This is a genomic window from Streptomyces sp. SKN60 (assembly GCF_026236535.1).
In the GTDB taxonomy this organism is placed as follows: Bacteria; Actinomycetota; Actinomycetes; order Streptomycetales; family Streptomycetaceae; genus Streptomyces.
The window spans coordinates 302,627-315,676 of sequence record NZ_JAHTMW010000001.1 but is presented as its reverse complement, the minus strand read 5'-3'; the positions used below and the strand labels follow the sequence as shown (position 1 = coordinate 315,676).

The 13,050-nt window shown below is 71.5% G+C and carries 10 protein-coding genes and 1 tRNA gene; 6 read left to right on the top strand and 5 right to left on the bottom strand.

The genetic code is table 11. The annotated features are described in order from the left end of the window. Positions 1-198 precede the first annotated feature (198 nt). The gene (locus KV205_RS01495) at positions 199-1,650 is read right to left on the bottom strand and encodes a DUF2252 domain-containing protein (protein ID WP_265861477.1); all 1,452 of its coding nucleotides are present in this window, start codon (positions 1,648-1,650) and stop codon (positions 199-201) included. A gap of 197 nt (positions 1,651-1,847) precedes the next feature. Next, positions 1,848-2,855 carry a hypothetical protein gene (locus KV205_RS01490; RefSeq protein WP_265861890.1) on the bottom strand — a complete coding sequence of 336 codons (1,008 nt, stop codon included), beginning with the start codon at positions 2,853-2,855 and terminating at the stop codon, positions 1,848-1,850. Positions 2,856-3,034: 179 nt separating this feature from the next. Between KV205_RS01490 and KV205_RS01485 the strand changes: the two genes are divergently transcribed. Then, entirely contained in the window at positions 3,035-3,505 is a 471-nt protein-coding gene (locus KV205_RS01485) for a MarR family transcriptional regulator (protein WP_265861475.1), read from the top strand. Between the two features lie 6 nt (positions 3,506-3,511). Here KV205_RS01485 and KV205_RS01480 read toward each other — a convergent pair whose 3' ends face one another. From KV205_RS01480 to KV205_RS01470, 3 genes are all read right to left on the bottom strand, one after another. After that, entirely contained in the window at positions 3,512-4,186 is a 675-nt protein-coding gene (locus KV205_RS01480) for a response regulator transcription factor (protein ID WP_265861473.1), read from the bottom strand. Between the two features lie 94 nt (positions 4,187-4,280). Beyond that, positions 4,281-6,155, bottom strand: a complete 1,875-nt coding sequence (locus KV205_RS01475) for a sensor histidine kinase (protein ID WP_265861888.1) — start codon at positions 6,153-6,155, stop codon at positions 4,281-4,283. A 219-nt stretch (positions 6,156-6,374) separates the two neighbouring features. Continuing rightward, positions 6,375-6,461: transfer RNA gene (locus KV205_RS01470), tRNA-Leu, on the bottom strand. Between the two features lie 390 nt (positions 6,462-6,851). Here KV205_RS01470 and KV205_RS01465 point away from each other — a divergent pair. The 5 genes from KV205_RS01465 to KV205_RS01445 all read left to right on the top strand — a co-directional run bounded on the left by KV205_RS01465 (position 6,852) and on the right by KV205_RS01445 (position 12,845). Next, positions 6,852-7,748 carry a DUF3662 and FHA domain-containing protein gene (locus KV205_RS01465; RefSeq protein ID WP_265861471.1) on the top strand — a complete coding sequence of 299 codons (897 nt, stop codon included), beginning with the start codon at positions 6,852-6,854 and terminating at the stop codon, positions 7,746-7,748. A 10-nt stretch (positions 7,749-7,758) separates the two neighbouring features. Continuing rightward, the gene (locus tag KV205_RS01460; protein ID WP_265861470.1) at positions 7,759-8,286 is read left to right on the top strand and encodes an FHA domain-containing protein; all 528 of its coding nucleotides are present in this window, start codon (positions 7,759-7,761) and stop codon (positions 8,284-8,286) included. Between the two features lie 113 nt (positions 8,287-8,399). Beyond that, positions 8,400-9,911, top strand: coding sequence for a Stp1/IreP family PP2C-type Ser/Thr phosphatase (locus KV205_RS01455; RefSeq protein ID WP_265861468.1), 1,512 nt, complete (start codon positions 8,400-8,402; stop codon positions 9,909-9,911). Positions 9,912-9,939: 28 nt separating this feature from the next. Further along, positions 9,940-11,382, top strand: coding sequence for an FtsW/RodA/SpoVE family cell cycle protein (locus KV205_RS01450; RefSeq protein WP_265861467.1), 1,443 nt, complete (start codon positions 9,940-9,942; stop codon positions 11,380-11,382). Beyond that, on the top strand, positions 11,379-12,845 hold the full coding sequence (locus KV205_RS01445) for a penicillin-binding protein 2 (protein WP_265861465.1): 1,467 nt from the start codon (positions 11,379-11,381) through the stop codon (positions 12,843-12,845). Before KV205_RS01450 ends, KV205_RS01445 begins: the two co-directional genes overlap by 4 nt. The last annotated feature ends 205 nt before the right edge of the window (positions 12,846-13,050 follow it).

Here is a 13,050-nt window from a genome sequence, read left to right as displayed (position 1 = left end):
CCCGTCCACGTCCTCGTTCCGGCTCGTCCCATCCAGCCTACGGTCCTCCTCCTCGGGGGCCCCTCCCCCCTCCCTCCCCCCTCCCTCCCCCCTCGTTGTTCGTTTGTGGCCTCGCTCATGGGCAGCCCCCGGCCCGCGCGGCCCGCGGCTCATGTCGGCGCAGGCCGTGGCGCGGGCGGCGGCCGGTGGTCCCTCGGCTCAGACGCCGGCTTCCGCGGCCATGCGGCCGGTGCGGATGGCCGTGACGAGGTCGGCGTGGTCCGCGGTGGTGCGGTCGGCGTAGGCGACGGCGAAGGCGGCTATGGCCTCGTCGAGCTCCTCGTTCTTGCCGCAGTAGCCGGCTATCAGGCGCGGGTCGGCGCTGTGGGCGTGGGCGCGGGCGAGCAGGGCGCCGGTCATGCGGCCGTAGTCGTCGAACTGGTCGGCGGTGAGCGCGGCGGGGTCGACGCTGCCCTTGCGGTTGCGGAACTGGCGCACCTGGAAGGGTCGCCCGTCGACGGTGGTCCAGCCGAGCAGGATGTCGCTGACGACCTGCATCCGCTTCTGTCCGAGCACCACGCGCCGTCCTTCGTGTCCGGTGTCGGGGATGGTGAAGCCGACGGCCGGGAGGTGCGGGAGCAGGGCGGAGGGGCGGGCTTCCTTGACCTGGAGGACGAGGGGCTCGCCGCGGTGGTCGAGCAGCAGCACCACATAGGAGCGGGTGCCGACGCTGCCGGTGCCGACGACGCGGAAGGCGACGTCGTGTATCGCGTAGCGGGCGAGGAGCGGGAGCCGGTCCTCGGAGACGGTGGCCAGGTAGGGGCCGAGGGAGGCGGCGACGGCCGCGGCTTCGCGGTCGCCGACGCGGCGGAGCACCGGTGGGGCGTCGACGAAGCGCCGGCCGCCGCCTTCGATCTCGGGCACGGCTTCGGTGGAGCGGGCGGCGAAGCGGGCGCTGGTGTTGTTGCGGGCCTTCGCCGAGACGCGTTCGAGGGTGCCTATGAGGTCGCGGGCGTCGGTGTGGGAGACGAGTTCCTCGTCGGCGATGGCGTTCCAGGCGTCGAGGGCGGAGAGCCGGGCGAGGAGGCGCATGGTGCGGCGGTAGGCACCGACGGTGTCGAAGGCGGCGGCGCGGCAGGTGCCCTCGTCGGCGCCGGCTTCGCGGCCGGCGAGGACGAGGGAGGTGGCGAGCCGCTTGAGGTCCCATTCCCAGGGTCCGACGACGGTTTCGTCGAAGTCGTTGAGGTCGATGACGAGGCGGCCGCGGGCGTCTCCGTAGAGGCCGAAGTTGGCGGCGTGGGCGTCGCCGCAGAGCTGGGCGGCGATGCCGGTGACGGGGGAGCCGGTGAGGTCGTGGGCCATGAGGCCGGCGGAGCCGCGGAGGAAGGCGAAGGGGCTGGCGGACATGCGGCCGACGCGGATGGGGGCGAGTTCGGGGACGCGGCCCTGGTTGGACTCCTCGACGGCGCGGACGGCGTCGGGGCGGCCGGGCGCGGGGGTGAGGGTGGCGTGGGCGGAGCGGGGGACGCCGTCGCGGAGGGCCTTGCCGCGCTGGCGGGCGGTGGCGGCGGCTCCGGCCGTGGTGTGCGGGGCGAAGCCGGGCACGCGGGGGAGGCGGGTGGGCGGCTGGGTGTCCGCGGTGTGTTCGCGCGGTACCGGTACCGCTGCCATCGTGTCGTCCATCGGGACGTCCTCCCCCGTCGTGCGTGTGTCGCAGGTGTCACGCGTGTCGCGTGTGCTGTGCGGCGCCCTCGCCGTGTCGTGTCGTCGAGATCGGTTCGGGCGACTGGGCAAGACCGTACAGCCGGGGCTGTGAGGCCGTCTCCCCCTGTGGACAACCGCCTGTGGACAACTCCGGTGGCGCCGGATCAGACGCCGACGGCCTCTTCCATCTCCTCCTCCAACTCCTCCTTCGCTTCTGCCTTCATCTGCGCCGGGACAGCCGCGGCGGCCGGTGCGACGACGGCGCGGCGGCGGTTCTCAGTGCGGCCGGCGAGGGCGACGAGGGCGGCGCCGGCGAGGAACCAGACGGCGAGGACGAGGACGTTGCGGCCGAGGGCGTGGCCGTCGAAGTAGACGTGGCCGCGGACGCCTTCGACGAATCCGGCGCCGTTCCAGAAGGCGTGCAGGGAGCCGAAGAAGCCGGGCTGGAGTTCGGGCCGGTAGATGCCGCCGGAGCTGGTGAAGTTGAGCATCACGAAGAGGACCATCACGCCGAGGGTGGTCCAGCGCTTGAGGAAGGTGTGGAGTCCGACGCCGGTCAGCAGGATGCCCGCGCTGTACAGCCAGGACAGGGCCCAGACGCCGCCGAGGCCGTGGTCGACGAGGTGGAAGAGGGGTCCGGCGAAGACGGCGCCGACGAGGCTGACGACGAGGGACATGCCGGCGGCGAGCAGGGCCCGGATGCGCATGGGGAGGACGGCTCCGGCGCCGCCGATGACGGCGACGGAGGCGTAGGAGCCGATGCTGAGGGCGACGAGGAGGAAGAAGACGCCCTGGCCGGTGGGGTCGCCGGAGGCGACGGGGGCGACGTCGGTGACCTTGAGGGGCCGGTCGTGGGTGGCGGCGACCTTGGTGAACACCTTCTCGACGGCCATGGCGCTGGTGTCGGAGGCGGCGGAGGCGACGAGGAGTTCGGGGGCGTGGCCGGGGGTGCCGGGGAGGTAGGCGCCGAAGCTGGACTGGTCGCGGAGGGCGGCGGTGGCGGCGGCGCGGTCGGGGACGGTGCGGACGTCGAGGGCGCCGGCGCCCTTGTCGTGGAGGGTCTGGGCGAGGACCTGGGTCTGGGGGCCGGTGCCGACGATGTCGACGCGGAGGTCGTGGGGTTCGGGGGCGTGGAAGGCGCCGAGGTAGGCGAGTCCCATGCCGACGCACATCAGCAGGGGGGTGAGGAGATGCCCGAGGACGTGGCGCAGTGCTCCCTTGGTGGTCTGTCCGGTGGACACCTGGATCCTCCATGGATGACGGTTGGCTTTTACAACCAACGAACCGTTGTACTATACAACCGAAGGGGAAGGCCCGACCAGCGGGCCGCCCGCGGCACAGGGAGCGCACCATGAGCGACGGCGCGCGGGAGACGTCCCTCGACACCATCCAGCGGGAGCTGACGGCCTTCGCCCGCCGGGCCCGGGCGGCGGCGGCGCGGCTCCATCCGGAGCTGCCGCTGGTCTCGTACACGCTGCTGGCCCACATCGACGACCAGCAGGGCTGCCGGGCGACGGACCTCGCGGCGCACTATCTGCTGGACAAGTCGACGGTGAGCCGGCAGATCGCGGCCCTGGAGAAGCTCGGTCTGGTCGAGCGGCGGCCGGACCCGGACGACCACCGGGTGCAGGTGCTGCACCCGACCGACGCCGGCACCCGGCTCCTGGCCTCGACGCAGGCCAGCCGGCTCGCCGCGTACGAGGAGCGCCTCAAGGACTGGTCGGCCGAGGACCTGGCCGCCTTCGCGGGCTATCTGCTCCGCTACAACGCGGCGGGCGACGCGGGCCGCCCGGCCGCTCCCGCCCCCGCGGCCCGTCCCTGACGCCCGCTACAGGCCGGCGTCGCGGGCCAGCAGCGCCGCCTGCACCCGGTTCTCGCAGTCCAGCTTGGCGAGGATGCGGCTCACGTACGTCTTCACGGTGGCCTCGCTCATGTGCAGCCGGCGGCCCGCGTCGGCGTTGGACAGGCCCTCTCCGAGCAGGGCGAGCACCTCGCGCTCGCGCTCGCTGAGGGCGGCGATCCGGTTCCGTGCCTCTTCGGCGCGGGCCGTCTCCCGGCCGGAGGCCAGCCGCTCGACGACATGCCGGGTGGCGGCCGGCGAGAGATAGGCGTCGCCCGCGGCGGCCGCCCGTACCGCCCGGATGAGTTCGGCCGGTGCGGTGTCCTTGAGCAGGAAGCCCGCACCGCCGTGCTCCAGGGCGCGCAGCACGTTCTCCCGCTCGCCGAAGGTGGTCAGGACGACGACTTTCGTCGCGGGTGCGGCGCGGCGCAGCTCCGGCAGGGCGGACAGACCGTCGAGGACGGGCATCTGGATGTCGAGCAGGACGACGTCCGCGGCGTGCGAGCGGGCGAGGTCGACGGCCTCACGGCCGTTGGTCGCCTCGGCGATCACCTCGATCTCCGGGTCGGAGGTGAGGATCATCCGGATCCCGGCCCTGATCAGCGGTTCGTCGTCGGCGATGACGACCCTGATCCGCCGGCCGGCGCCGAAGCCCGCGCCCACCCCCGCGCTGAACCCCGCCCCCGCCCCCGTCCCCGTCCCTGCCCCTGTTCCTGCCCCGCCCACTCCGACTCCCCAACGGCCCCCGCGCGCGTGCCTAGCGCACGACCTCGTACGACTTCTTCTCGACCAGCTTGCCGTCCTTGAAACAGAACCGGAACACCGGCTCCTTCTCCAGATCGTCGGTGACCTCCGAGCTCATCAGCACGAGGCAGCTCGAACCGTCGGGCTCCTGAGGTCCCTTGTCGTGCAGACCGCTGGTGGCGATCGTGTCACCCGAAGGGAGCTTGTCTCGCACCGCCTTCTCGCTGTCGCCGACCTTCACCGCGTCGTACTGCCCGGGGTCGATCATCCCCTCCGACATGGAGCCCATCAGGAAGTAGATGCCGAAGCCCGCGGCCACGAGCAGCAGCACCAGGGCCGCGACGGCTATCCCGCAGCCGATCGCTATCCCGCTGCCCGTGCTCCTGCCCCTGCCCGCCTGCATCGCCATCGCCAGCTCCCGTTCGGCCACCGTCCAGCCGGACGGTCCGACTGCGACGGGACCACGGTGGCCGGTCGAGGCCCGCTTCGACTGCTGCCGGAAGTCGTCGGCCGCATCGACGAAAGGCGCGGTGTGAGGGGCGGCGTGCGGAGCGCCGTACGGGGCGGCATACGGGACGAGGTGGTGGGCAACCGGCCCGTCGGCCGCGGCGGGCGGCGCGAAGGGGTCGGCGAACGGCGTGGCCTCCACCGCCCCGTACGGCAGGACCCCGGCGACCCGGAAGCCGCCGCCGTCCGCCGGACCGGCGTGGACGATGCCGCCGACGAGCCGGGCCCGCTCGTGCAGCCCGGTGAGCCCCTGGCCGCCGCTGACCACGTCCGAAGGCGCCCCGTCCGTCCGCTCGTTGAGGACCTCGACGACGAACGCGTCCGGTTCGTAGCGCACTTCGACGCTGATCCTGGAACCCGGGGCGTGCTTGTAGGCGTTCGTCAGGCCTTCCTGGACGATCCGGTACGCGGCGTGGTCGACGGCCGGCGCGAGCGTCCGGGCCTCGCCGTGCCGGGTCAGGCCGATCGCCGTCCCGGCGGCGCGGGCGGCGGTGACGAGCCCCTCGATGCCGGCGGTCCCCCTGGCCGCCCGCCCCGTCTCGTCGCCGGGCCGCACCACCTGGGCAGCCGGATCGCCGGTGGCGGGCGCCTCCACTCCGTCGCGGAGGATGCCGACGACCTCGCGCAGCTCGTGCATGGCGTCCATGGAGGCACCGCGCAGCACCCCGACGACCTCCCGCTGCCGGTCGGTCAGGTGCGGGTCGACCTCAAGGGCTCCGGTGTGCACGGAGATCAGCGCCAGCTGGTGGCCGAGGCTGTCGTGCATGTCCTGCGCGATCCGCTGCCGCTCCCGCATCCTGGCCTGCCCGACGAGCATCGCCCGCTCCCGTAGCAGCTGCACGTTCCGCTCCTGCAGCGCGTGCAGCAGGGTCCGCCGCTGGGTCCAGTACCGATGGGCGAGGCCCGGCGCCAGCGTCGTACCGAGGAAGTACAGCGTGGAGATGAACGCGAGCATCAGCATCCGGTGCAGATCCCACGCGTCGAGCAGCGTCCCCACGACGTTCAGCGCGTACGCGGCGGTGAACGCGGCGAGCGCCCGTCCGGCGCCCGCGATGTAGCGGCCGGCGGACCAGCCGACGAGTATCAGCAGGGCCAGGAACCCCGGCACGAGCGGCGTGCACAGCGAGGTGCCGACCAGGACGGCCGCGGGCAGCCGGCGGCGCAGCAGCGACAGCGCGGCCGAGGCCGCGGCGACCCCGGCCAGGCGCCATGTGCCGCCGCCCGTGAGGTCCTCGGTGCCCGCGGCCAGCAGCGCCATGACGACGGCGAGCACCAGCTCGCCCGCGGTCCTGCGCCGCGACCACTGCCCCGGCACCGCGAACCACCGCCACCCGGCGCCGAGCCACGCCCCGAACCACCCCACGACGGTCCGGATCTTCATAGGAACGTCCACGCCCGCACGATAGGCGCGCCCCCGCCTCGCCCACCGTCCTCTTTCGTCGCTCCTCCGACCGACGAACGTCGCACCCCCGCGCCCCCGTACCCGCCCCGCGCCACCCTCCGTGGGCTACCTCACACCCGCCCCGCCCCCCGTCCCGCAAACCCCACCCGGGAAACGCAAATCGGTCGGCATCGTGATCACGATGCCGACCGATTCGACTGGTGCGCGAGGGGGGAGTTGAACCCCCACGCCCTTGCGGGCACTGGAACCTGAATCCAGCGCGTCTGCCTATTCCGCCACCCGCGCATTGGGTGGTCTCCCGGCTCCCTCACCTTTTCGGTTCGTTCGCCTGGCGACATCTGAAGATTAGCACGTCGCAGGCCGTGGATTCACATCCGTTCTCCCGGCCCCGGTTTCGACCTCTCCTCGGCGGACGAGGAGAGAGACGGGAACAGAGGAGAGACGAGAACAGAGAGGACGGAAGGACGGATGTGATGCACGGGGCCCTCCTGCTCCGCGGCCGGGTGCGGGACACTGTCCACAGGCCGCCTCTACGATCCGTGGGGGAAGACGCGCGGAAGGTCTGTGAGAGGTGACACTCGTCCACAGGGCAGAGAAGGGGAACCAGCCGATTTCCCGACGCGTGGATACGATCAGTAAGCAGTACGAGGACGACAACGAAGGAGGAGGTGCCCCATGGGAGTCCTGAAGCGGTTCGAGCAGCGACTCGAAGGTCTCGTCAACGGCACCTTCGCCAAGGTCTTCAAGTCCGAGGTCCAGCCCGTCGAGATCGCCGGCGCGCTCCAGCGCGAGTGCGACAACAACGCGACGATCTGGAACCGCGAGCGGACCGTCGTCCCCAACGACTTCATCGTGGAGCTGAGCGCGCCGGACTACGAGCGCCTCAGCCCCTACTCGGGCCAGCTCGGCGACGAGCTCGCCGGCCTGGTCAGGGACTACGCCAAGCAGCAGCGGTACACCTTCATGGGGCCGATCAAGGTCCACCTGGAGAAGGCCGAGGACCTCGACACCGGTCTGTACCGGGTGCGCAGCCGCACCCTCGCGTCGAGTTCGTCACAGTCCGCGGCACCGTCACAGCCGCCCGCCCCCGGCGGATACGGGTACCCCCCGGCCGGCCCGCAGGGCGGCCAGCAGCCGCCCCGCGGTGGCTACGGATACCCTCCCGCCGGCGCCCCGCCGATGCCCGCGGCCCCGCCGCCGGGCGCCCCGGCGATGCCCGGGCACCGTCCGACGGCGCCCGCCGCTGGCCGTCCCGCCGGCCCCGCGCCGGTGCCGGGCGGAGGCGGCGGCCAGACGCGCCGCTGGATCGAGATCAACGGCACGCGTCACCAGATTTCCCGCCCGACCCTGGTTCTCGGCCGCAGCACCGAAGCGGACGTGAGGATCGACGATCCCGGCGTCTCGCGCCGGCACTGCGAGATCCGGACCGGAACGCCCTCGACGATCACGGATCTCGGGTCCACCAACGGCATCGTGGTGGACGGGCAGCACACCACCCGCGCTACGCTCCGCGACGGCTCGCGGATCGTCGTGGGCAGCACCACCATCGTTTACCGGCAAGCCGAAGGGTGAAGCGGGGGCAATGTCAGAGCTGACCCTGACGGTCATGCGGTTGGGTTTCCTGGCCGTTCTGTGGCTGTTCGTCATCGTGGCCGTGCAGGTCATCCGCAGTGACCTGTTCGGCACGCGGGTCACCCAGCGCGGCTCGCGCCGCCAGGACGCGCGGCCGCAGCAGCAGGCCGGGCGGCAGGCCGCCGCGCCGCCGCAGCAGCGGGGCGGGCAGCAGGCCGCGCCCGCCGGCCGGCAGCGCCGCGGCGCGCCGACCAAGCTCGTCGTCTCCGAGGGCACCCTCACCGGCACGACGGTCGCCCTGCAGGGGCAGACCATCACGCTGGGCCGGGCCCACGACTCGACGATCGTGCTGGACGACGACTACGCCTCCAGCCGGCACGCGCGGATCTACCCGGACCGGGACGGTCAGTGGATCGTCGAGGACCTCGGGTCCACCAACGGCACGTATCTCGACCGGACCCGCCTCACCACCGCCACGCCGATTCCGCTGGGCGCGCCGATCCGCATCGGCAAGACCGTCATCGAGCTTCGGAAGTAGTGCTACATCATGAATGAGCGCGCGCGGAGCGAGCACGGGCTCCCGACCGGAGGGTGGGCAGTGTGGCTCGAGACCGGCGGCACCCCGACACGGCGCCGACAGGGCAGGTGGGCATGAGCTTGTCACTGCGTTTCGCCGCGGGCTCGCACAAGGGCATGATCCGCGAGGGCAACGAGGACTCGGGCTACGCCGGTCCGCGGCTGCTCGCGATCGCCGACGGCATGGGCGGCCAGGCCGCCGGTGAGGTCGCCTCGTCCGAGGTGATCTCCACCCTGGTGACGCTCGACGACGACGTCCCCGGCTCCGACATCCTCACCTCGCTGGGCACGGCGGTGCAGCGCGCCAACGACCAGCTCCGGATGATGGTCGAGGAGGACCCGCAGCTGGAGGGCATGGGCACCACGCTCACCGCCCTGCTGTGGACCGGCCAGCGCCTCGGCCTGGTGCACGTCGGCGACTCCCGCGCGTATCTGCTGCGCGACGGCGTCCTGACGCAGATCACGCAGGACCACACCTGGGTGCAGCGGCTCGTCGACGAGGGCCGGATCACCGAGGAGGAGGCGACCACCCATCCGCAGCGTTCGCTGCTGATGCGTGCCCTTGGCAGCGGCGACCACGTCGAGCCCGACCTGTCGATCCGCGAGGTCCGGGCCGGCGACCGCTATCTGGTCTGCTCCGACGGACTGTCCGGCGTGGTGTCGCACCAGACGCTCGAGGAGACCCTCGCCAGCTACCAGGGCCCGCAGGAGACCGTGCAGGAGCTGATCCAGCTCGCGCTGCGCGGCGGCGGCCCCGACAACATCACGGTGATCATCGCCGACGTCCTGGACGTCGACGGCGGCGACACCCTCGCCGGTCACCTCAGCGACACCCCGGTGATCGTCGGCGCGGTCGCCGAGAACCAGGCCCAGCTGCACGACGGCGGTGCCATGCACACGCCGGCCGGCCGTGCCGCCGGTCTCGGCCGGCCCGCACCGCACCAGCAGCCGCCGATGGGGGCTCACCCGGCGCAGCCAGGGGGAGGTTTCGGCCCGCCCGGCAGCGGCGACGACCACGGCTACGGCGGGATGCCGCCGCAGGGCTCCTTCGGCTCGTACGCCGAGGACGACTTCGTGAAGCCGCGCACCGGCCGCAAGTGGCTGAAGCGGTCCTTCTTCCTGATCCTCGCGCTGGCCGTGGTCGGCGGCGGTCTGTACGGCGGATGGCGCTGGACGCAGACCCAGTACTACGTGGGCTCGAACGAGGAGCACGTGGCGCTGTACCGGGGCATCAGCCAGGACCTGGCCTGGGTGAAGCTGTCGGAGGTCGAGAAGGACCACCCCGAGATCGAACTCAAGTACCTGCCGGCGTACCAGCGCAAGCAGGTCGAGGACACGATCGCGGGCGGCAGCCTCGGCAAGGCGCAGACGAAGATCTCCGAGCTGGCGCTGCAGGCCTCGGCCTGCAAGAAGACCGAGGAGCGCCAGAAGGCCGCCGCGGACGCCGCGGACAAGGCGAGCGCCAAGCCGCCGACGACCGAGGGCACCGCCGCGCCGAACACCAAGCCGACCGCGCCCGCGCCGTCCCCCGGACCGACCCTGTCCGCTGAGGAGCAGAAGCTGGCCTCGAACTGCGGCAAGCAGTAAGCAGACCCGTAGGGGGCCTTTCACCACCATGAGCGTTGTCACCAACACGACCACCATCGGCGCGATCGAGGCGCCGAGCCGCCGCAACACCGAGCTGGTGCTGCTCGCGATCGCCGTCGCCATCCCGGTGTTCGCGTACCTGAACGTCGGTCTGGCGATCGACGGGAAGGTGCCGGCGGGCATGCTCGGGTACGGGGCGGGGCTCACCCTCCTCGCGGGCGTCGCGCACCTCGTGGTGCGCAAGTGGGCGCCGTACGCGGACCCGCTGCTGCTGCCGCTGGCGACGCTGCTCAACGGCATGGGTCTGGTGCTGATCTGGCGCCTTGACCAGTCGCCGCGGCTGATCGCCCGGTCGATGGCGCAGTTCGACAGCTTCAGCCCGGACGCGCCGAAGCAGATGATGTACTCGGCGATCGGCATCGCGATGTTCGTGGGCGTGCTGCTGATCCTGAAGGACCACCGGGTCCTGCAGCGCTACACGTACATCTCGATGGCCGCCGCGCTCGTCCTGCTGCTGCTTCCGCTCGTGCCCGGTCTGGGTTCCGACGTGTTCGGCGCCAAGATCTGGATCAACGTCGGTGGTTTCTCCATCCAGCCCGGTGAGTTCGCCAAGCTGGTCCTGGCCGTGTTCTTCTCCGGCTATCTGATGGTGAAGCGGGACGCGCTGGCGCTGGCCAGCCGCCGTTTCATGGGGCTGTACCTGCCGCGTGGCCGTGACCTGGGCCCGATCCTGACGATCTGGGCGATCAGCCTGCTCATCCTGGTCTTCGAGAACGACCTCGGAACCTCGCTGCTGTTCTTCGGCATGTTCGTGATCATGCTGTACGTGGCGACGGAGCGGACCAGCTGGGTCGTCATGGGTCTGCTGATGTCGACCGCGGGCGCCGTGGTGGTCGGCTCGACCGCCTCCCACGTGAAGTCCCGTGTGGCCGCCTGGATCGACCCCTTCGAGTGTCTGAAGACGGCCCCCGAGGGCTCCAACATGGCCGCGGCCTGTGACCAGATGACGCAGGTGCTGATGTCCTTCGGCTCCGGCGGCATCCTCGGCACCGGCATGGGCCAGGGCAACTCGGACCTGATCGGCTTCGCCGCCAACTCCGACTTCATCTTCGCCACCGTCGGCGAGGAGCTCGGCCTGGCCGGCGTCATGGTCTTCCTGCTGTTCTACGGGCTGATCGTCGAGCGCGGTGTGCGCACCGCCCTCGCGGCCCGCGACCCGTTCGGCAAGCTCCTCGCGATGGGTCTGTCCGGCGCCTTCGCGCTGCAGGTCTTCGTCGTCGCCGGCGGTGTGATGGGCCTCATCCCGCTGACCGGTATGACGATGCCGTTCCTCGCCTACGGTGGTTCGTCCGTGATCGCCAACTGGGCGCTGATCGGCGTGCTGATCCGGATCAGCGACACCGCGCGCCGCCCCGCGCCCTCCCCCGCCCCGAACCCCGACGCCGAGATGACGCAGGTGGTCCGTCCGTGAACAAGCCGCTGCGCCGGGTCGCGATCTTCTGCGGTCTGCTGATCCTCGCCCTGCTGGTGCGCGACAACTGGCTCCAGTACGTGCGCGCCGACGAGCTCAACGCCCACCCGAAGAACCGGCGGGTGACGATCGAGCGCTACGCCAGCGAGCGCGGCAACATCATCGTCGACGGCAAGCCGATCACCGGCTCCGTCGATTCGGGCGACGAGTTCTACGCGTACAAGCGGACCTATGTCGACGGCCCCATGTGGGCGCCGGTGACGGGGTACGCCTCGCAGGCCTTCGACGCCAGCCAGATCGAGAAGATCGAGGACGGCATCCTCACCGGCAACGACGACCGGCTGTTCTTCGACCGCACGCTGTCGATGTTCACGGGCGAGAAGAAGAAGGGCGGCGACGTCGTCACCACCCTGAACGGGGCCGCGCAGAAGGCCGCGTTCAAGGGCCTCGGCTCCAAGACGGGCGCGGTCGTGGCGATCGAGCCGTCGACCGGCAAGATCCTGGCGCTCGCGTCCACCCCGTCGTACGACCCGGCGTCCTTCGCCGGCTACCACAACAAGGACTCCGAGGCGTGGAACGCCCTGGAGAAGGACAAGAACAAGCCGAAGCTGAACCGCGCGCTGCGCGAGATCTACCCGCCCGGCTCCGTGTTCAAGGTGGTCACCGCCGCCGCGGCGCTGGAGAGCGGCAAGGTCACCGACATCAACGCGCCCACCGACACCCCCGAGGGCTGGAAGATCCCCCTCTCCACCAAGGAGATGGTGAACCACGCCAGCGGCTGCGCGAACGCGAGCCTGAACAAGGCGCTCGAGGTCTCCTGCAACTCGGTGTTCGCGAAGCTCGGTGACGACGTCGGCCAGGACAAGATGGTCGAGACGGCCGAGAAGTTCGGTTTCAACGCCGAGCAGTTCGTCCCGGTCCGCGCCGTCTCCTCGGTCTTCGACAAGAACGCCGACCGCGGTGGAAACGCCCTGTCGTCGATCGGTCAGTTCAACACCGCGACCACCCCGCTGCAGATGGCGATGGTCACGGCCGCGATCGCCAACGACGGCAAGCTCATGAAGCCGTACATGATCGACGAGCTGCGCGCGCCGAACCTGGACGTCCTGGAGAAGACCGAGCCGTCGGAGCTCAGCCGCCCGGTCTCCCCGGAGACCGCCCAGAAGCTCCAGCAGATGATGGAGAACGTCGTCTCCAACGGCACCGGCGGCAACGCCGACGTGGACATGGACGGCGTGAAGGTCGGCGGCAAGACCGGTACCGCCCAGCACGGCGAGAAGAACGCCAAGCGGCCCTACGCGTGGTTCATCTCCTACGCGAAGACGGCGGACGGCTCGCCGGTCGCGGTCGCCGTGGTCGTCGAGGACTCGGCGGGCACGAACCGCGAGGACATCACGGGCGGCGGCCTGGCGGCCCCGATCGCCAAGGCCGTCATGAAGGCCGTGCTGAAGGGCAGGAGCTGAAAGGCAGAAGCTGGAGGGCGGCCGGAGCCGGAGGGCCGGAGCTGATCTTCCGGACGTACGGGGCCGGGCCGGTCGCCGCGCTCGGTGACCGGCGCCACGCCCGGGCCCCGGCCGTGTACCGGTCGGGTATCAGGTGGCGGTCGGCGGACGAAGCGGTTCCCCGCGGCCGGTAGCGTATGCGCGAACAGCACACACCGCCGGACCA

What these genes read in the sequence shown, in the direction of transcription:
- KV205_RS01495 (WP_265861477.1), bottom strand. Translation starts at nt 1,650, where the DNA reads ATGGCAGCGGTACCGGTACCGCGCGAACACACCGCGGACACCCAGCCG.
- KV205_RS01490 (WP_265861890.1), bottom strand. Translation starts at nt 2,855, where the DNA reads ATGTGCGTCGGCATGGGACTCGCCTACCTCGGCGCCTTCCACGCCCCC.
- KV205_RS01485 (WP_265861475.1), top strand. Translation starts at nt 3,035, where the DNA reads ATGAGCGACGGCGCGCGGGAGACGTCCCTCGACACCATCCAGCGGGAG.
- KV205_RS01475 (WP_265861888.1), bottom strand. Translation starts at nt 6,155, where the DNA reads ATGAAGATCCGGACCGTCGTGGGGTGGTTCGGGGCGTGGCTCGGCGCC.
- KV205_RS01465 (WP_265861471.1), top strand. Translation starts at nt 6,852, where the DNA reads ATGGGAGTCCTGAAGCGGTTCGAGCAGCGACTCGAAGGTCTCGTCAAC.
- KV205_RS01460 (WP_265861470.1), top strand. Translation starts at nt 7,759, where the DNA reads ATGTCAGAGCTGACCCTGACGGTCATGCGGTTGGGTTTCCTGGCCGTT.
- KV205_RS01455 (WP_265861468.1), top strand. Translation starts at nt 8,400, where the DNA reads ATGAGCTTGTCACTGCGTTTCGCCGCGGGCTCGCACAAGGGCATGATC.
- KV205_RS01450 (WP_265861467.1), top strand. Translation starts at nt 9,940, where the DNA reads ATGAGCGTTGTCACCAACACGACCACCATCGGCGCGATCGAGGCGCCG.